A 17,211-nucleotide genomic window follows, 5' to 3' on the forward strand; every position below is an offset into this window, starting at 1 on the left:
GGGGGCCGTCCGTACCGAACCGAAACCGATTAATGACCACCCGGCGTTTGTCCGAACGAGCCGAGGTAGCCTAGCCTGGCCAAGGCGGCAGATTCGAAATCTGCTGTCCGTTCGGACTCGGGAGTTCAAATCTCCCCCTCGGCGTTTCTCGCGGGGACTACCGCTTCGAGAGCCACCCGCTGCTCCCGCCTCCGCGAGCGTGACCGAGTCGCCGTGAACGGTCGTCGGAGGAGTCGCGCGACCGTCGCCGGCGTGACTCGGGAATCAGGAGTCGTACGCCGCGAGCGTCTCTCCGTGGCTCGTCTCGCCGCGGGCGCGGCGGCGGCGCTTGTCGTACGCGCGGTCCAGATCGAGCAGCTGTCGCTGGCGGCTGACGAGGTAGCCGTCGGCGTCGCTCCGGTCGGCCGGATGCGCGGTCCGGATCCAGACGGGGCGGCCGCCCCGTTCGGAGAGCGACGCGGCCCACGCCTCGGCGGCCGGCCGGTCGTCGAACTCGCGGCGGCCGCCCCGCTCGACGACGGCCCGTCCCACCGGGCCGTTGGCCTTCCGGGCCGACGGTTTCACCTCGACGACGTACACACCGACGCTACCGACCCGCTCGTACGTAAACCCTTAGCGACCCGCTCCCGCGTCCGTCCCGCGGAGCCGACCGGCGCTCGCGCTCACAGCAGGTGGGTGACGTTCCAGACGCCGACGAGCGCGAACCACGCCGCACAGCCGAGGTAGACGCACGACCGGAGCGTCGGGGCGTACCACTCGGGCGTGGACTCCGGGGACCAGCGTTCGACGAGGACGCCCGCCTCCGCGAGGAGGCCGACGGCGAGAAGCGTGAGACCCGTGGCGGCGACCATGCCGCCGACCGGGCCGAACGCGGCCATCAGCGCCCGCGAGAGGGGGACGGCCTCGCGGACGGAGTCCGACAGCGAGAGCACGACCACCGTCGACACCGCGTCGAACCCCTTCCCGGCGAGGAGCGTCCCCGCGAGCGTCGCCCGGCGCATGGACCACCGGAGGTCGGACTCGGGTATAGTTCTGCGACGGCTACCGGCGGTAGGCGCCGCCGAACGCCCGGACCGAGTCCAGTGGGTCCGGTCGACGACGACGGGTCGAAGCCGCGAGGGTCGTCTCGCGCCGGTTCACGCCGCATCGGTCAGCACTCCTCCGCTCCCGGTGCGTTCGGACGCGATTCGCGTGCCGTCGGCCGACGCGACCGTCTCCATTGTCCGTCACCAGTAGAGTACGCCGTCGGCCGACGTCACCCTTCTGAACCTCTACACCCCTCGAAAACGCGACCTCCGCACGGTGACACCGCTACCGCCGCCGGGTCAGTCGTCGCCGGCGTCGGTCGGCGACGGGGCGTCGTCGGTTCGAGCGCTCGCGGTCCCGTTGCCGTCGGCCTCGCCGGTCGGGTCCTCCCCCGCGTCGGCGAACAGGCGGTCGAGCGCGTCGACCGCCGCCTCGACGCTGGCGCGGGTGATGTCGGCGTCGGTCGCCGAGACGGTGACGCGGCGGTCGTGCCGCCGCATCGTCACCTCGACGGTGACGACGGCGTCCGTCCCGCCGGTCACCGCGTCGACGTGGTAGGAGTCGAGGCGGGCGGCGTCGTCCGTCAGCGCCTCGCGAATCGCGTTCATCGCGGCGTCGACCGGGCCGCTCCCGGTGCCGGCGGCGGTCCGCTCCTCGTCGCCGACGCGCAGGCGGACGCTCGCGGTCGGCACGCCGTCGCCGCTGGTTGCCGTGAGCGCCCGGAGTTCGACCCGGCGCTCGCGCTCGCGGTCGAGTTCGTCCGCCGCGATGGCGCGCAGGTCCGCGTCGGTGACCCGCTTGCCCCGGTCGCCGAGCGCCTTCACGCGCGCGACGACGGCCCCGAGTTCCGCCCCGTCGGGTTCGAACCCGAGGTCGGCGAGCGCCGCCGCGACGCCGGCGCGGCCGGCGTGTTTCCCGAGGACGAGCCGCCGTTCGCGGCCGACCCGCTCGGGCGGGTACGGCTCGTACATCGCCTCGTCCTTCAGGGTGCCGTCGGTGTGGATGCCGCTCTCGTGGGCGAACGCGTTGTCGCCGATGACGGCCTTGTTCGGCGCGGGGTAGACGCCGGTCGCGTCGGCGACGCGGCGCGCGAGTCCCGCGAGGTGGTCGAGTTCCAGCGTCTCGAGGTCGTAACACTCCGCGAGCGCGATGGCCACCTCCTCGAGCGCGACGTTGCCGGCGCGTTCGCCGACGCCGTTGACCGTCGCGTGCACGAGGTCCGCGCCGGCCGCGAGCGAGGCGTGGACGTTGGCTACGGCGAGCCCCAGGTCGTCGTGGGTGTGCGTCGAAGTGGGACCGAGCGCGGCGAGCCGCGACACCGCCTCGTGGGTCCGCTCGGGCGAGGCGGCGCCGACCGTGTCGCAGTAGCAGACGCGGTCCGCGCCGGCGTCGAACGAGGCGCGCGCCAGCCGCTCGAGGAAGTCGAGGTCGGCGCGCGAGCCGTCCTCGCCGAGCACTTCGACCCAGAGGCCGTGGTCGCGGGCGTACGCCACGAGTTCGGTCGTCGTCTCGACCACCTCGTCTTGCGTCGTCCCCACTTTCGTCTCGACGTGGCGGTCGGACGCGGGGACGACGAGGTTCACCCCGTCGACGCCGCAGTCGAGCGCGCGGTCCACGTCGGCGCGGACGCCGCGCGCGAAGCTGGTGACCGTCGCGTCCAGCCCCAGGTCCGCGACGCGGCTGATGCCGGCGCGCTCGCCGTCGCTGGTGGGTGCGGAGCCTGCTTCGATGACGTCGACGCCGGCGGCGTCGAGTGCGCGGGCGATGTCCGCCTTCTCGGCGGGAGCGAGCGAGACACCCGGCATCTGCTCGCCGTCGCGCAGCGTCGTATCGAGGAACGAGACGTCGGTCGTGTCGTCGAGTGAGAGTGCGTGGTTATCGGGGGACCCCGATAAAGCGTTCACGAGCCATGTTGAACTCACTCACGGCTCCGGAAGGCACGGTGATAAATCGACCGGTCCGGCTCCCGCCCGGCAAGGATTGCGGGAAGGACGACCGCTGGCGGCCGACTACTCCTCCCGGCACGCGACCCGGTCGCCCTCGCGGACGCCGTCGGCGGCGCCCGCCGGCAGTTCGACCACGGTGTCCGCCTCCGCCCGACCGAGTCCGACCCACGGCCGCAGGCGCGCCGTCGCCTCGACCGCTCCGTCCACGAGCCACAGTGCGTCCAGCGCGAACGGGACGAACGCCATGTGGAGGCTGCGCGACCGGACCCCGTCGAACGGGAACACGAGCGCGTACCCCTCGGGCACCGACCGGCGGAACATCAGCCCGCGCGCCTGCGCGAGGGACGACTCCGCCACGTCCACCTCGTCCGCCAGCACTCGTTCGCGCCGACCGTCGTGGGGGGAGTGAACCAGTTCCACGGCGTGGCGTGTTCGCGCCGGTCGCATCACTGTTGTGACCGGCGCGCGCTCGCCCGTCGTGCGTCTCGGTGGCGCGCCGGGCACCCTTTTTGCGTCCGGGGCGCGAACCCACGGGGGATGCCCTCCCGTTCGTTCGCCTCGCTGCCCTCCTGCCGTCGTATCCCCGCCACCTCCGGTCTCGCCGCCAGAACGGTCGTGACGGCGCTCGTCGCGCTGGCTCCCGCGGGCGCGTTCGCGCTCGCGCTCGCCCTGCTCGTTCGACCGTGGGTGGCTCCCCTGCTCCCCCACGACCTGCTCGGGGTCGTCGCGCTCGCGACGGCGCTCCTCGTCGTGACGGCGCTCGCGCAGACGCGGTACGCCCGGCGTCGGCTGCTCGCCGCGGTCGACGCCCGACCGGCGGACCCCGCGGAGTACCCCGGGCTGTCCGCCCGTTGTTCCCGACTCGCCCGCGGTCTCGACGTGCGGTCCCCCCGCCTCGCCGTCGTCGACCGGCCGGTTCCGAACGCGTTCTCGGTCGCCGGACTCGGCCGCGGGACGGTCGTCGTCTCCACCGGTCTGCTCGCCGCGCTCGACGACGCGGAACTCGACGCGGTGCTGGCACACGAACTCGCGCACGTCCGGAGCCGCGACGCGGCGGTGCTCACGCTCGCGGGGTTCCTCCCGGCGCTGGGTGACGGCGCGCTCGCGCATCGTGTCGGCGGCCGCGGCGCGCGGGCCGTCCGTCGCGGCCGGCGCGTGTCTCGCCTACCTGCTCGCCGCGCCCACCGTTCCGGCCCCCGCGTTCTCGGCGGCGAGCGTCGGCGGGTTCCTCGCGGGGACGCTCACGCTCGCGGCACTCGGCGCCGTCGCGCTCGGCACGCTGGCCGCGCTTACGGCGTGTTGCTCCCGGTCGCTCGCCCGCGAGCGTGACTTCGTGGCGGACCGCGACGCGGCGGGCGTCACCGGCGCGCCGGCGATGCTGGCGGCGACGCTCACTCGGCTCTCGCCCGACGACGCCGCGGACCGGAGCGCGCTGGGGGAGTCGGACGGTCCCGGGCCCCCGGCGGCGCTCGACGACCGCTCGTACGTCAGAACGCTCTGTTTCCTCCCCCACGGGTTCGCTCGCGCGACCGGCGGCGGCGGGACTGCGGCGGCAGGAGGCGGCGACGGCGTCGAGCGGCGCGCGCACCCGTCGACGACCGAGCGGGTGGCGCGCCTGCGGGACCTCACGGTCGCGGCCGAGCGCGGCGGGCAGGAGGCTTAAGCCGGCGCGCCGACCACGCCCGGTATGGAGGAGACGCCCGACGGGACGCCGGTCGGCGTCGAGGACCCCTACGAGCACGCCGGGGCGTGCGACCACCTGACCGGCGACGGCCGGTGCCGGTTCGCGCTGGACCGCGCGGGCGACGACCCCGAGTTCGCGGCCGCGCGGCGCGCGGACGGGTACGACTGCGTCGTCGCCGACGCGGATGTCGAGTGGCGCGACTGCCCCCACTACCGCGACACGACCGACGGGAAGGCCTGCGTCCGGTGCGGACTGCCGGAGGTGCGGATGGCGCACGACTCGCGCCGGCCGCTCATCGAGGAACACCACCTCTCGTACGGCGGGCGTGCGGCGAACGAGGCGGGCGACGGTGGGAGCGGGACGGGGGGAGTGAGCCACGAGATAACGGTCGCGCTCTGCCGGTGGTGTCACGCGAAGGTACACGCCGGGTTCGCCCGCATCGACGACGACGCCAGCCCGGTGCCGGCGGCGGTAGCCGAGCGGGAGTCGCGCCGCGGCCGGGAGATGGACGAGTTCGGCTTCGCGACCGCGAGCGAGCGGTTCTCCGACGTCGAGTCCGACACGGACGGGTGAGGGTTCGGATCACGTTATCGTCGTTCCCGCCCTACCGGCTCGTATGCCCGTCTCCCACCTCGGTCACGTCCACCTGAAGGTGCGCGACCTCGACCGTGCGGTCGCGTTCTACACCGCGGTTCTCGACGGCCTGACCGCGGCCGAACGCGTCGGTAACTACGCGTTCTGCACACTCGGCGAACACCACCACGACCTCGCCCTGCAGGGACTCGGCGACGACGCGGACCCGGCCGACGGCCGCCGGGTCGGCCTCTACCACTCGGCGTGGGAGGTGCCGGACGCGGAGTCGCTCCGCGCCGTCTACGAGACGCTCCGGGAGCGCGGGGTCGCCGTCTCGCCGGTCGACCACGGCATCTCGAAGGCGCTGTACTTCGACGACCCGGACGGGAACGGGGTCGAGGTGTACCTCGACACCCGCGAGGCGACCGGCACCGACGAGTGGGACGGGCGTAACGAGCGGTTCGACCCCACCGCCCTCTGAGACCGCCGACGGTCGGAGCCGTCGGCGGGCCGTCTCGGCGCACGCGAGCGCACGTTCGTGCATGTCTCGGCGTGAACCGCCCCGCTTTTCACCACGTCCGCGCAACGGAGTGTATGAGCGAGCCACGCATCGTGGTCGTCGACAACCACGGGCAGTTCACCCACCTGGAGGGGCGCGCGCTCCGGGACGCGGGCGTCGAGAGCGAGGTCGTGGACAACGGGACGCCGGTCGCGGAGGTGGAGGCGGACGGGTTCGTCCTCTCGGGCGGCCCGAGCATGGAGCGGACGGGCCGGTGCGCGGAGTACCTCGACGCGGGCGTCCCCGTGCTGGGCATCTGTCTGGGCCACCAGTTCATCGCGAGGGAACTCGGCGGGACGGTCGAGTCGGGCGAGTACGGCGGGTACGCCGACGTGGACGTCGACATCCTCGACTCGGACGACCCGCTCGTGGGGTCGCTCGCCCCCAGCACGCGCACGTGGGCGAGCCACGCTGACGAGGTGACGGCCGTCCCCGAGGGGTTCGAGCGGACCGCCGAGAGCGAGGTCTGCGCCGTCGAGGCGATGAGCGACGCCGACCGGGACCTCTACGGCGTCCAGTGGCACCCGGAGGTGTCCCACACCGAACGGGGGCAGGAAGTGTTCGAGAACTTCATCGAGCGCTGTCGCTGAGTCGGCGTGGGTACGGTCACCTCCTTCGCGCTCTTCGACACGCTCGTCGCGGCCGACCTGCCCGCCGACCCGGCGGCCGCCGTCGGGCGCGAACTCCGCGAGCGGGGCGTCGCCGTCCCCGACGACTGGCGCGACGCCTACCGCGAGCGCCACGTCGACGCCCCGGCGGGCGCGGCGGTACCGCTGCCCGCGCGCGTCACCGCGGCGCTCGCCTCCCGGGGCGTCACGGCGCCGAACAACGCCGCGCGCCGGGCGGTCGTCGCCGCGTTCGACCCGGAGATACGGACTCGCGACGGGGCGAACGCGGCGGTGCGAGCGGCCCGCGAGCGCGGCCCGGTCGGCCTGCTGTCGAACTGCGCCGTCCCGGAACTCGTCGGGCGGACGCTCGTCCGCTCGAACCTCTCGCGCGACGACTTCGACGCCGTCGTCACCGGCGTCGCCTGCGGGTGGCGGAAACCCGACCCGCGCGCGTTCGCGGCGCTCGCCGACCGCCTCGACGTCGACGCCGGCGAACTCACCCACGTGGGCGGCGACCCCGAGGCGGACGGCGGGGTGACGGACGTCGGCGGCCGGTTCGTGGACGTCCGCGAGACGCCGCTCTCCGACCTCGCCGAGCGGTGGCGAGCGGGAGAGGGACGCGACGGCGGCCGGTAGGGGCGTGCGAGCGCCGGCCGAGCGCGTCAGGTGACGAAGAACAGCAGCACCGAGAGCGCGAGCGACGTCGCGATGACGGACGCGGCGAGCGCGCCGCCCATCGAGACGGCGGCGTTCGCGTGGCTCGCCAGCGTCTCCGTCCGGTCGTTGCCGAACACGGTGACGGCGGCCCGCTCGCTCGCCATTCCCGCCTCGACCGGTTCGCGGTCCCCGAACGCCTCGTCGGTCAGGTCCGCGACGAGCGCCTCCAACTCGTCGGCGTCGAGCGCGGCGCCGACCTGATTGTCCGCATCGACGGTGTTGACGACGTGTGTGTCCGTGGTCATCACCTCGGCCTCGTCGACGGCCGGGCGGTCGACGAGCGCGTCGACGAGGCGGCCCCGCAGGCCCGGTTCCATGTTGTTGCCGTCGACGAGGACGTACGCGGTGGTCTGTTCGGTCGGACCGTCGTCGCTCCGGTCTTCACCGCCGGCGCGATTCCCGCCGTCCCGCTCTTCGTCGTCCGGTGGCTCCTCGCCGACGGCCACGGACGCCACCATCACGCGCACGCCGAGCGGGCCGATTCCGTCCGAGGGCGTCCAGTCGGTCCGGTCCCACGCGACGCCGACGCGGAGGTCCCCCCGGGGGGCGGTCGCCAGCCGTTCGCCCGCCTCGCGGGCCGCCTGCATCATGTCGAACGAGCGGGTCGACCCCGGCGTGACGTGGCCGAGGTCGGGGCCGCTCAGGCCGTCGTTGGAGTTGTGCGCGTCCACGAGTAGCACGTCGTCGAGCCCCCGGGTGCGCGCCTCGGCGGCGGCCGAGAGGCCGACCGCGTACTCCACGTCGTCGGCGAACGCGGGCGCGAACGAGGAGACGAGGAGCGCGTCGTCGTCGAACGCCTGTCCGAGTACGTTCGCGTCGCCCGACTCGGTTCGGAGGCTCTCGGTCGCCGACGGCGAGTAGGTGAGCCGGTCGAACGCGGCGTTCGCGGCGTCGACGATGGTGCCCACCTCGCGCTCGGTGACGAGGTTGAAGTCGTGGCCCGCGGTGGCGTGGGGCGGGAACGCCAGCCCCTCGGCGCTGTCGGCCACCCGCATCGGGAGGTTGCCGCCGCCGATTTCGCCCATCGGGCCGGGGTGAATCATCGGGAGCACCCACCGGGCCTTCTCGCGTCCGGTCGCCGTCTGGAACGAGAGCACCGTGACCGGGACGACCGCCTCCTCGCCCAACTGCTCGAAGAAGTCCTCCAGTTCGCGGGTCCCCTCGGCGATGTGGCCGATGAACCCGCGGATGAAGTCGAGCACCGAGACGCCGAGCGAGTTGCGCCACGGCCGGTCGACCGTGTAGAGGAACACCCAGACGGCGCCTGCGTACAGCACGCACGTCAGCCCGAGCAGCAGGAAGTGGTCGGGGTCGATGGCGGACAGTTCCGCCGGCGCCTCCGCCGACCGCGCGAGGTACGGCGAGAGCAGCACGTGGAACAGCGAGCCGCCGAACTCGACGAACCGGAGCGTCCCGCTGTAGATGAACAGCAGGACGGCAGCGGTGAGCGTCTGGAGGCTCGCCGGGACGGAGGCCACCAGAATCGACGAGCGCGAGACGGCCATGATGACGAGCAGGCGGAGCGCGAACACCGACGCGAGCGCGACGACGAGCACGTTGAACACGAAGCGCTGGCCGAACATCGGCACCAGGTACGCGAGCACCGCCGCGAGGGTGAGCGAGGCGACGATGACCAGTTCGCACACCAGCGCGAGCAGCGACGAGCGGTTGCGGGTGAGCCTCCCGCCCACGAACCGGTCGACCAGCACGGTCCCGAAGCTGGCGACGACGGTGGGGACGCCGATGAAGAAGACGCCCTCCCAGGCGTCGCGGCCGACGAACAGGAAGGTGCGGTACACCTGCTCCGCTTCGCGGGTCTCGAACGCGCCGACGCCCGCGACGGCCGCGAGCAACAGCGCGAACGCGACGCTCGTGTACCACGAGGGCGCGCGGAAGATGAACCGCGACAGCCCGGCGAGGTTGCTCTGGGTCGCGGTCATGACTCGTGCACTACCGGCCCTTGCGACGCCCGGCGAGTAAAATCCCTCTATCCGCGTCCGCCGAGCGTCGGACGCGTACCGGCTGCGCGGTGGGGTCCGCGCTCAGCCGACCACGTTCGACTCGATGTCCCGCGGGAAGAACGTGAGCCACTCGACACCGTTCTCCGTGACGGCGATGGTGTCGGAGTGGCGGTAGCCGTACTCGTCGGTGTAGATGCCGGGTTCGATGGTGTACACCTGGCCGGGCGCCATCGTCTCGTCGCCCCCGTCGACGTGGTCGTACTCGCCCCAGCCCCGGTCGATGTACGGGGGTTCGTGCCCGCCGAGACCGATGTTGTGGCCGACGTGGTGCTGCGCGTACTCGGTGACGCCCTGCTCCTCGAAGTAGTCCCACACCTGCTGGTCGACGTGGCTGATGGGGACGCCCGGCCCGAGCGCCTCGATGGCGATGGTCTGCGCCTCCAGCATCAACTCGAAATAGTGCTCCTGCTCGTCGGTGTAGTCGCCGACGAACATCGTCCGCTCCAGTTCGGAGTGGTAGCCGTCGACGTTCGCGCCCGCGCCGGTGACGAGCACGTCCCCCTCCGAGAGTCGCTCGTTCGGCGTGTGTCCGTGCGGGAGCGCCGTCTCCGCGCCCGAGATGTAGCCCGCGTGGGCCGGGCCGTCGCCGCGGACGCGGACGGCATACCGGTCGCCCAGCGTGTCGAGCATGGCGCGCGACGCCTCCATGGAGGCCCGCTGGCTCACCGTCGCCGGGTGCGCGCCCACCTCGCTGTACTCGGCGAGGTAGCGGTGTGCGAGGTTGCCCCACTTCGCCGACTCGCGGATGAGGTCGACTTCGGCGTCGGTCTTCTCCCACCGCATCCGGTCGACCCACGACTGGGAGTCGACGTCGACGAACTCCGAGAGGTTCGGCCCCTCGTACCCCATGACGCTCGGGGCGCCGTCGGCGTCGGAGGCGACCGACTCGACGCCCATCCCCTCGAGCATCTCGGTCGCCACCCGGACGGGGGCGCCGCCGGGGTAGTCGAAGTAGTGGTGGACCGCGTCGATGCGGGGGTTGGGTTCGACCCGCTCGACCTCCAGTCGGGGCACCGTGATTTCGACCCCGTCGTCGGTCACCGCGAGCACGACCGGTCGCTCGGTCTGGATGTGGTGGAAGCCGGTGAGGTACTCGATGCTCGTCGCGCCGAAGAACGTCGCCGCGTCTGCGTCGGTGTCCGCGAGGCGGCCGCGCACCTCCGCGAGTCGCGCGTCGAACTCGGATTCGGGCAGTTTCGTGGCCATGACTCCCGAACACGTCCGTTCCGCTATAAGGTTCGGGGTAGCGGTCGAGGGCGAAACGACCTCCGATACACCGGATGGCGCGATACGAAACCGGCCACAGACCGATTATCGCCGCCGCTCACCGGGTAGCGCGCGACGGTCGAGAAACTGTCCGTCCGAGGCTACTCGTCGGCGCCCGGCCGGACGCGGACCGACTCGTCGGTGACGACGTCGACCCGCTCCGGGTCGACGGCGAGCGCGCCCGCGTCGGGGTCGACGGCCTCTGCCCGGGATTCGGCGCCGGGCGCGGGGTCGAGTCGGGCGGTTCCGTCTTCGATGCCGGCTATCTGACCGAGGCGTTCGCCGTCGGGGCCGACGACGTCCATTCCGACGTGTTCCGCCGTGAAGTGTTCCACGTCGACCGTGGGGCAGGGACGGAGAAAAGCCTACTCGCCGAGCCGTGATACGCGGTCGGCGGCTACGCTACCAGCGGTGGTGGACGTGGTCGGCGACGTGTTCTTCGTACACGTCGCGGACGACGCCGTGGTGCCGGTGCGAGAGCGGGTCGAGGTCCGCGGCGGCGGCGTTCGACTCGACGTGCTCGGGGCTGGTCGACCCGGGGATGACCGTCGAGACGGCGTCGTGGTCGAGGATCCACCGCAGGCTGAACTGCGCGAGGCTCATCCGGTCGGGGACGTGCGGCTCGAGCGCCTCCACGGCGTCGACGCCCGCGTCGAGCGGGACGCCCGCGAACGTCTCGCCGACGTCGAACGCCTCGCCCTCGCGGTTGAAGTTGCGGTGGTCGTCCTCCGGGAACTCCGCGTCGCGGTCGATGGTACCGGTCAGGAGACCCGACGCGAGCGGGACGCGGACGATGACGCCCACGTCGTGGCGCTCGGCCGCGTCGAAAAACGAGGTGGCCGGCCGCTGGCGGAACGGGTTGAAGATTATCTGGACCGTCTCGACGCCCGGGTACTCGATGGCCTTCAGCGCCTCCTCGGCACGCTCGACGCTGACGCCGTAGGCAGCTATCTTCCCGTCGTCTTCGAGACCCGCGAGCGCCTCGAACGTCTCCGGTCTGTAGTACACGTCCGTCGGCGGGCAGTGGAGTTGGAGCAGGTCGAGCGTCTCCTCGTTCAGGTTCCCGCGCGAGCGGTCGACGAACCGTTCGAGGTTGTCGGCGTCGTACCCCTCCGGCTCGTGGGGGTCGAGACGCCTGCCCGCCTTGGTGGCGACTGTCACCTCGTCGTGGGCGTCGCGTTCGTCGAGCACCGTCGCGATGTGGCGCTCGCTGCGCCCGTCGCCGTACACGTCCGCCGTGTCGAGGAAGTCGACGCCGGCGTCGAGCGCCGCCCGAACGGCCTCGCGGCCCGCCTCGTCGGAGACGTCTCCCCACGAGCCGCCGATGTTCCACGTTCCGAGTCCGACCGCCGTGACGGGACCGACCCCGCCGAGTTCGCGGTGCTCCATACGCTCGTCACGGTCCCCGGGTGTAAGACGGCCACGACTCCGGCGAGACGGGCCACGGTCAGCCGGTGCGGTCCCCCGCGCTTGCCCCGAATCGCTCGCCTCGCCGGACGGTGGGTTGCGTCGGGCGCGCCGACGGTCCGCCGACGCACGCGACGCGCACGCACGCAGGAGAACAGAGCACGGTCGCCGGCCGTCGACCCGCGCTTCCCCGCGGGAGTCGCCCGTAAGACGACGGTCGTCGGACGCGGGGCACACGGAGGGACACATTGATATGGTGTGTGACTCTACCCCTGCGGTGATGAGCAAGATCACGTTCCGCGCCGACGCCGACCTCGTCGAGCGTCTCGACGGGTTCGAGGCGTCGAAGAGCGAGGTCATGCGCGAGGCGCTCCGCGCGTACCTCGCCGACGCGGAACGGGAGCACGAGGGGGCCGGCGAGAACGAGCCCGCACTCGCCGCCGACGCGGGCGGCTCGCCGTCGACGGACTCCCCGATAGACGACGTCCTCCGCGAACGGGTGGACGCGCTCGTCGCCGAGCGACTCGACGCGCGGCTCGGCGCACGGCCGCGCCCGTTCGGCGCGCCGGCGTCGTCGACGCCCGAGGTGAACCTCACGGTCAACGTCGAGGGGGCGAGCGCGTCCGACGCCGTCTCCGTCGACGCGGAACCGGAGGAATCGCGCTCGGGCTCCGCGTCCGACGGCCCGGTCGGCGAGCGCGACCGGACGAGCGAGACCGGCGTGCACGGCGACACGGCGGCCACTGCCGACTGCGCACAGTGCGGCGAGACGCTGTCGGACGACCACGTCTACTGCCCCAACTGCGGGGAGAAGGCGTCCCGCCGGCTGTTCTGCGACTGCGGCGACGAGGTGCGCTCGGACTGGGCGTTCTGTCCCGGGTGCGGTCGTCGGACGCCCGCGGCTGACGTGCTCGACGGCCCGTAATCGGGGGACGGCTGTCTGTAAGACACTCGGGGCGACTGGTGTCTTACATGTCCGGTAATTTTATATCAATCGAGTCTGTGGGTACGGGTGCGTAAGACGAGATGTCTTACGGGCCGCCCCGACGAGCGGGGACCCGTCCGAACGGTCCGTAACGACGCCACGCTGTCGCGTGGTCGCCGTCTTACCGGGGGAATGTAAAATATGGAGCGTGTGACACTACGGATCCCGAAACAGCAGATCGAGGAGGTCGAGCAGATGGTCGAGACCGGCGAGTTCCCGAATCGCAGCGAGGCGATTCGCTCGGCGGTGCGCGAAATGCTGAACGAACAGGCCGACGGCACGGGCGAACGCACCCGACGCGAGCGCAACAAGCGCAGCTGGGCGAAGGTGTAACGATGCAGGACATCGTCCAGGACGCCCTCGAAAACGCGGAGGCCGAACAGCGGAGCATGGAGGAGATGGACGACGACGACGAGTTCGGCGACCCCCGAATCGTCATCGTCGGCGCGGGCGGCGCGGGCAACAACACCATCAACCGCCTGTACAACATCGGCGTCGAGGGCGCCGAGACCGTCGCCATCAACACCGACAAACAGCACCTCAAGATGATCGAGGCCGACACGAAGATACTCGTCGGCAAGTCCCTGACGCAGGGTCTCGGTGCGGGCGGCGACCCCAGCATGGGCGAGCGCGCGACCGAGATGGCGCAGGGCACCATCAAGGAGGTCCTCGGCGACGCCGACCTGGTGTTCGTCACCGCCGGGATGGGTGGCGGGACGGGTACCGGGGCGGCCCCGGTCGTCTCGAAGATCGCCAAGGAGCAGGGCGCCATCGTCGTCGGCATGGTATCGACGCCGTTCAACGTCGAGCGCGCCCGCACGGTGAAAGCCGAGGAGGGCCTCGAAGAACTCCGAAACGAGGCCGACTCCATCATCGTTCTCGACAACAACCGTCTGCTGGACTACGTGCCCAACCTGCCCATCGGAAAGGCGTTCTCGGTGATGGACCAGATCATCGCCGAGACGGTCAAGGGCATCTCGGAGACCATCACCCAGCCCTCGCTCATCAACCTGGACTACGCGGACATGTCCACTATCATGAACCAGGGGGGCGTCGCGGTGATGCTCGTGGGGGAGACGCAGGACAAGAACAAGACGCAGGAGGTGGTGAACGACGCGATGAACCACCCGCTACTCGACGTCGACTACCGCGGCGCGAGCGGCGGACTGGTCCACATCACCGGCGGCCCGGACCTCACGCTGAAGGAGGCCGAGGGCATCGCCGACAACATCACCGAACGGCTGGAGGCGAGCGCCAACGTCATCTGGGGCGCGCGCATCCAAGAGGAGTACAAGGGGAAGGTCCGCGTCATGGCCATCATGACCGGCGTCCAGAGCGCGCAGGTCCTCGGACCGAGCACGCAGAAGCAGGCGGACAAGTCGCGCGCGAGCATCGAGGGGTCCGCCTCCTCGACCGAGACGGAGTTCGACGCGCGGAGCAACGCGGAGTCCGCCGACTCCCAGACCGCCTGGCAGTCCGACGGCGGCCGCGAGCGGCCCGACCAGAACAACGGCCTCGACGTCATCCGCTGATTCGGGGCCTCGCCGTTCTCGTCCGCGGCGGGACGCGCGTCCCGCCGTTCGAACACGAACCGCACGTAGCGACGCCCGACGCGACCCGCGACGGGTCGCACGCCGCGGGCTGCCGTCTCCGTTCTCCGCGTCCCCCCGTCGAGTGGGCGTCTCGGACGCGTATACGCACGTTTTCACGGCTCGAGACCGACCGGAGCGGACGACCGGGGGGTCAGACGGCCTCGATGGCCTCGACCAGCCGGCACTTGCGACAGACGTCGCGGGCGGTGGTCGACCCGCACCGCTCGCACGCCGAGAGGTCCGGCCCGTCGTCGTCGCCGCGGTACCGCTCGGCGGCGATGTCCGAGAGTTCCTCGTAGCCGGCCATGATGGAGTGGCGGACGCCGGGGTGGTTCTCCTCCAGTTTCAGGAGCAACTGCTGAATCTCCCCGCGGTACGCCTCGCTGGCGTGGGGGCACTCGGTGATGTGCGCCGGCAGGTCCCGGAACCGGCAGTACAGCGCCACTTCCTTCTCGGGAACGTCCCGGAGCGGTTTGGCCCGGGGAACGAAGTGGTCCGACTCGTTCCGGTCGGGGAACGGACCGAGGCTGGCGTCGAACTGCTTCGCCATCTGTTCGACGTCGCCCTCGAGCACGTTCATCAGCGCCGTCTGCGCCTCGTCGTCGAGGTTGTGCCCGGTGAGGAGTTTGTCGGCGTCGAGCTCCTCGGCGTAGGTCTCCAGCAGGTCGCGCCGGAACACCCCGCAGTACGCGCACGGCGCCATCCCCTCCGGGTCGTCCTCGACCACGTCGTCCATCCGGACGCCGATGTCCGACTCGTACGACACCGTCTCGTGGCGCACGTCCCGGTCGGCCGTGAGTTCCTCGGACGCCGCCAGCGACTCGTCGCGGTACCCCTCGATACCCTCGTGGACGGAGAGCGCGACTATCTCGACCCGCGGGTCGTCCGCGAACGTGTCGTCGAGGATGGCGGTGAGCGCGACGCTGTCCTTCCCGCCCGAGAGGCCGACGACCCAGCGCTCGGGGTCCTCGGGCGTCGCGTCGTCGGGGAGCAGGCCGTCCTCGCGGACCCGCCGACGGACGCGCTTCTCGACCGACGCGCACAGGTGCGTCTCACAGAGGTGCGCCCCGGAGTAGGCGGCGTAGTGGACGGCGTCCCGGTCGCACTTGTCACAGCTCATTACGCGGGGTTGCGCACGGCCCGGGATACGGGTTTCGTCCCGCGCCTTCTCGGGGACGGACGGCGGTCGGTCGGACGCGTAAGACGCTTCCCCGCCGCGCGCCACCGACCGGTATGAGTATGGACCGCGAGGCCGCCCTCGACCGGGTCGAGGCGATTCTCGACGCGGTGGAGGCGGAGCCGATGCCGGTGCCCGTCAGGGAGGTGTGGGTGTACGGCGACGTCGCGCTCGGGCTCGACCCCGTCGACCGACTCGACGTGTACGTCACGAAGGACCTCCACATGCGCGGCGAGAGCGACGCGGAGGCCGAGTTCGTCGAGTCGCACGGCGTCAGGGGCGTCGGCAAGTCCGTCTCCGCCGAGTGGGCGCGCGCGTTCCCCGAGCACCTCCGCGCGAACGACTCGGGGCACGCGGCGCCCGAACAGTGCCTCGCGGCACACCTCCTCCCGGACGACGAACCGGTCCACCTCGAGGTGTGTAACGCGCCGTTCGACAGGAACGTCACCCAGCGGCTGAAGGGCGCGATGGCCCGGGAGGCGTACGAACAGGTGCTCGACCCGCGTGGGGTCCAACTGTGGGCCGAGGGACGGCGGGCCGAGGAGACGATGGAGAAACTCCGCGGCGGCGAACTCCCGTTCCCGACGCTGTCGGGTGCGCTGGAGATGCTGGGCGTCGACGAGGACGTCGCCGACGAGGCGGCCGGCGCGGTGCGCGCGTACCGCGAGCGGCAGCAGGGGGCGACGGTCCGCGGCGACGTGGTGTAGTGGCCACCCGTCAGACCCGTCCGACGACCACGTCGAACGGGACGAGTTCCACCCGGCGGTACGCGCGCTCGCCCATCTGTTCGACCACCTCCCGGCCCATGGCGCGCCACGCCTCGCGGAGTTCGTCGTACGCGCCCGGTTCGAGCGCGCGCCGGAGTTCGCGCTCGTGGTCGGCGATGCCCGCGCCGCTGGCCTTCCGCGTCGCCCCCTCCACGTCGGCCTCGTCGTACGGCGGTTCGACCCGTTTCTCGTGGTGGTGTCGGTGGTTCGCCATGTCCGAGAGGCCGGCGTCGGCGAACAGTTCGAACAGCCGGTCGCCGAGCGCGACGTCCGTCCCGACGCCGTCGATGTACGCTCGCCTGACCCGGGCCTCCAGGTCGGCCTCGCGCTCGACGGTCGAGGAGACGCCCACGTCGGCGTTGTCGGGTTCGACCGCCGCCACGAGGTCCGCGGAGACGCGGGCGAACTCCCGGAGCGCCGCCGCGGGGTCCGGGAGGTTCACGAGGAGCGCCTGACAGACGACGAGGTCGAACGCGCCGTCGGGGAACGGGAGGCGGTGGGCGTCCGCGGCGGCGTAGTCGAGGCCGGTCTCCCGGCGGGCCACCGCGAGCAGGTCGGGGTCGGCGTCGACGCCGACGACCGCCGCGTCGGGCGCCTCCTCGGCGAGCACGCGCGTCAGTTCGCCCGTTCCGCAGCCCACGTCGAGCACGCGCCGTCGCTCGGGGAGCGCCAGCGGTTCGAGCGCGCCGCGCGACTCCCACATGCCGCGGCGCGTGCGGTCGAGGTACTCCGCCGAGAAGCGACGCATTCGTGTTGTCGGATACCCCTGCGGGGTGCGCGGTGAAAAACGGGCCGATACGAACCGTGGCGACGGGTCGAGACCCCGTCCCTCTGGACGAAAACGGACGTTTACGAGCGCGTCGACGGCACCTCGGCGCGACGC

The 17,211-nt window shown here is 71.9% G+C and carries 19 protein-coding genes, 1 tRNA gene and 1 pseudogene; 11 read left to right on the top strand and 10 right to left on the bottom strand.

The features are described from left to right. The first annotated feature begins 59 nt into the window (after positions 1–59). Positions 60–144 (top strand) — tRNA-Ser (locus AC6RUA_RS11485). 120 nt (positions 145–264) lie between these two features. Here AC6RUA_RS11485 and AC6RUA_RS11490 read toward each other — a convergent pair. The 4 genes from AC6RUA_RS11490 to AC6RUA_RS11505 form a co-directional block, all read right to left on the bottom strand. Then, positions 265–579: a DUF8081 domain-containing protein gene (locus AC6RUA_RS11490; RefSeq protein WP_499813148.1), complete on the bottom strand. Its 315-nt coding sequence runs from the start codon at positions 577–579 to the stop codon at positions 265–267. An 83-nt stretch (positions 580–662) separates the two neighbouring features. After that, positions 663–1,001, bottom strand: coding sequence for a hypothetical protein (locus AC6RUA_RS11495; protein WP_499813149.1), 339 nt, complete (start codon positions 999–1,001; stop codon positions 663–665). A 324-nt stretch (positions 1,002–1,325) separates the two neighbouring features. Then, positions 1,326–2,930 (bottom strand): hydroxymethylglutaryl-CoA lyase-like TIM-barrel protein, encoded by a 1,605-nt coding sequence (locus AC6RUA_RS11500; RefSeq protein ID WP_499813150.1) that lies wholly within the window; start codon positions 2,928–2,930, stop codon positions 1,326–1,328. Between the two features lie 105 nt (positions 2,931–3,035). Beyond that, positions 3,036–3,419, bottom strand: coding sequence for a DUF192 domain-containing protein (locus AC6RUA_RS11505; RefSeq protein WP_499813151.1), 384 nt, complete (start codon positions 3,417–3,419; stop codon positions 3,036–3,038). 90 nt (positions 3,420–3,509) lie between these two features. On the opposite strand from AC6RUA_RS11505, the pseudogene AC6RUA_RS11510 reads away from it, so the two are divergent. The 6 genes and pseudogenes from AC6RUA_RS11510 to AC6RUA_RS11535 form a co-directional block, all read left to right on the top strand. Further along, positions 3,510–3,995 (top strand): annotated as a pseudogene (locus tag AC6RUA_RS11510) (M48 family metalloprotease); the annotation flags it as partial. A gap of 67 nt (positions 3,996–4,062) precedes the next feature. Beyond that, positions 4,063–4,635 carry a M48 family metalloprotease gene (locus AC6RUA_RS11515; RefSeq protein WP_499815476.1) on the top strand — a complete coding sequence of 191 codons (573 nt, stop codon included), beginning with the start codon at positions 4,063–4,065 and terminating at the stop codon, positions 4,633–4,635. Positions 4,636–4,659: 24 nt separating this feature from the next. Beyond that, the gene (locus tag AC6RUA_RS11520; RefSeq protein WP_499813152.1) at positions 4,660–5,229 is read left to right on the top strand and encodes a DUF7097 family protein; all 570 of its coding nucleotides are present in this window, start codon (positions 4,660–4,662) and stop codon (positions 5,227–5,229) included. Positions 5,230–5,272: 43 nt separating this feature from the next. Next, positions 5,273–5,710, top strand: a complete 438-nt coding sequence (locus AC6RUA_RS11525; RefSeq protein ID WP_499813153.1) for a VOC family protein — start codon at positions 5,273–5,275, stop codon at positions 5,708–5,710. Positions 5,711–5,823: 113 nt separating this feature from the next. Beyond that, positions 5,824–6,378 carry a GMP synthase subunit A gene (locus AC6RUA_RS11530; RefSeq protein ID WP_499813154.1) on the top strand — a complete coding sequence of 185 codons (555 nt, stop codon included), beginning with the start codon at positions 5,824–5,826 and terminating at the stop codon, positions 6,376–6,378. A 6-nt stretch (positions 6,379–6,384) separates the two neighbouring features. Continuing rightward, positions 6,385–7,032 carry an HAD family hydrolase gene (locus tag AC6RUA_RS11535; protein ID WP_499813155.1) on the top strand — a complete coding sequence of 216 codons (648 nt, stop codon included), beginning with the start codon at positions 6,385–6,387 and terminating at the stop codon, positions 7,030–7,032. Between the two features lie 26 nt (positions 7,033–7,058). Here the strand turns inward: AC6RUA_RS11535 and AC6RUA_RS11540 are convergent, their stop codons facing one another. The 4 genes from AC6RUA_RS11540 to AC6RUA_RS11555 all read right to left on the bottom strand — a co-directional run bounded on the left by AC6RUA_RS11540 (position 7,059) and on the right by AC6RUA_RS11555 (position 11,789). Then, positions 7,059–9,053 carry a DUF2070 family protein gene (locus tag AC6RUA_RS11540; RefSeq protein WP_499813156.1) on the bottom strand — a complete coding sequence of 665 codons (1,995 nt, stop codon included), beginning with the start codon at positions 9,051–9,053 and terminating at the stop codon, positions 7,059–7,061. 102 nt (positions 9,054–9,155) lie between these two features. Next, a complete protein-coding gene (locus AC6RUA_RS11545) occupies positions 9,156–10,340 on the bottom strand; it encodes a M24 family metallopeptidase (RefSeq protein ID WP_499813157.1) in 1,185 nt (394 codons plus the stop codon). A 161-nt stretch (positions 10,341–10,501) separates the two neighbouring features. Next, positions 10,502–10,735: a DUF8593 domain-containing protein gene (locus AC6RUA_RS11550; RefSeq protein WP_499813158.1), complete on the bottom strand. Its 234-nt coding sequence runs from the start codon at positions 10,733–10,735 to the stop codon at positions 10,502–10,504. 67 nt (positions 10,736–10,802) lie between these two features. Beyond that, positions 10,803–11,789: an aldo/keto reductase gene (locus tag AC6RUA_RS11555; RefSeq protein WP_499813159.1), complete on the bottom strand. Its 987-nt coding sequence runs from the start codon at positions 11,787–11,789 to the stop codon at positions 10,803–10,805. A 298-nt stretch (positions 11,790–12,087) separates the two neighbouring features. Between AC6RUA_RS11555 and AC6RUA_RS11560 the strand changes: the two genes are divergently transcribed. The 3 genes from AC6RUA_RS11560 to ftsZ all read left to right on the top strand — a co-directional run bounded on the left by AC6RUA_RS11560 (position 12,088) and on the right by ftsZ (position 14,324). Then, complete coding sequence (locus tag AC6RUA_RS11560) at positions 12,088–12,732, top strand: double zinc ribbon domain-containing protein (RefSeq protein ID WP_499813160.1); 645 nt, start codon at positions 12,088–12,090, stop codon at positions 12,730–12,732. A 201-nt stretch (positions 12,733–12,933) separates the two neighbouring features. Next, entirely contained in the window at positions 12,934–13,125 is a 192-nt protein-coding gene (gene cdrS / locus AC6RUA_RS11565; protein ID WP_499813161.1) for a transcriptional regulator CdrS, read from the top strand. A 2-nt stretch (positions 13,126–13,127) separates the two neighbouring features. Next, positions 13,128–14,324, top strand: a complete 1,197-nt coding sequence (ftsZ, locus tag AC6RUA_RS11570; RefSeq protein WP_499813162.1) for a cell division protein FtsZ — start codon at positions 13,128–13,130, stop codon at positions 14,322–14,324. A gap of 211 nt (positions 14,325–14,535) precedes the next feature. Here the strand turns inward: ftsZ and ncsA are convergent, their stop codons facing one another. After that, positions 14,536–15,504, bottom strand: coding sequence for a tRNA 2-thiolation protein NcsA (gene ncsA / locus AC6RUA_RS11575; RefSeq protein ID WP_499813163.1), 969 nt, complete (start codon positions 15,502–15,504; stop codon positions 14,536–14,538). Between the two features lie 119 nt (positions 15,505–15,623). Here ncsA and AC6RUA_RS11580 point away from each other — a divergent pair, with 119 nt between their 5' ends. Continuing rightward, positions 15,624–16,268, top strand: a complete 645-nt coding sequence (locus tag AC6RUA_RS11580; protein WP_499815442.1) for a DUF7095 family protein — start codon at positions 15,624–15,626, stop codon at positions 16,266–16,268. A gap of 10 nt (positions 16,269–16,278) precedes the next feature. On the opposite strand, the gene AC6RUA_RS11585 is transcribed toward AC6RUA_RS11580, so the two are convergent. After that, positions 16,279–17,076 (bottom strand): class I SAM-dependent methyltransferase, encoded by a 798-nt coding sequence (locus AC6RUA_RS11585; RefSeq protein WP_499813164.1) that lies wholly within the window; start codon positions 17,074–17,076, stop codon positions 16,279–16,281. Between the last annotated feature and the right edge of the window lie 135 nt (positions 17,077–17,211).

It is taken from the genome of Halorarum sp. SLYT50 (assembly GCF_059821265.1).

Coding starts and splice junctions, on each gene's coding strand:
- AC6RUA_RS11495 (WP_499813149.1), bottom strand. CDS start 1,001: ATGCGCCGGGCGACGCTCGCGGGGACGCTCCTCGCCGGGAAGGGGTTC.
- AC6RUA_RS11505 (WP_499813151.1), bottom strand. CDS start 3,419: ATGCGACCGGCGCGAACACGCCACGCCGTGGAACTGGTTCACTCCCCC.
- AC6RUA_RS11520 (WP_499813152.1), top strand. CDS start 4,660: ATGGAGGAGACGCCCGACGGGACGCCGGTCGGCGTCGAGGACCCCTAC.
- AC6RUA_RS11525 (WP_499813153.1), top strand. CDS start 5,273: ATGCCCGTCTCCCACCTCGGTCACGTCCACCTGAAGGTGCGCGACCTC.
- AC6RUA_RS11530 (WP_499813154.1), top strand. CDS start 5,824: ATGAGCGAGCCACGCATCGTGGTCGTCGACAACCACGGGCAGTTCACC.
- AC6RUA_RS11540 (WP_499813156.1), bottom strand. CDS start 9,053: ATGACCGCGACCCAGAGCAACCTCGCCGGGCTGTCGCGGTTCATCTTC.
- AC6RUA_RS11545 (WP_499813157.1), bottom strand. CDS start 10,340: ATGGCCACGAAACTGCCCGAATCCGAGTTCGACGCGCGACTCGCGGAG.
- AC6RUA_RS11555 (WP_499813159.1), bottom strand. CDS start 11,789: ATGGAGCACCGCGAACTCGGCGGGGTCGGTCCCGTCACGGCGGTCGGA.
- AC6RUA_RS11560 (WP_499813160.1), top strand. CDS start 12,088: ATGAGCAAGATCACGTTCCGCGCCGACGCCGACCTCGTCGAGCGTCTC.
- cdrS (WP_499813161.1), top strand. CDS start 12,934: ATGGAGCGTGTGACACTACGGATCCCGAAACAGCAGATCGAGGAGGTC.
- ftsZ (WP_499813162.1), top strand. CDS start 13,128: ATGCAGGACATCGTCCAGGACGCCCTCGAAAACGCGGAGGCCGAACAG.
- ncsA (WP_499813163.1), bottom strand. CDS start 15,504: ATGAGCTGTGACAAGTGCGACCGGGACGCCGTCCACTACGCCGCCTAC.
- AC6RUA_RS11580 (WP_499815442.1), top strand. CDS start 15,624: ATGGACCGCGAGGCCGCCCTCGACCGGGTCGAGGCGATTCTCGACGCG.
- AC6RUA_RS11585 (WP_499813164.1), bottom strand. CDS start 17,076: ATGCGTCGCTTCTCGGCGGAGTACCTCGACCGCACGCGCCGCGGCATG.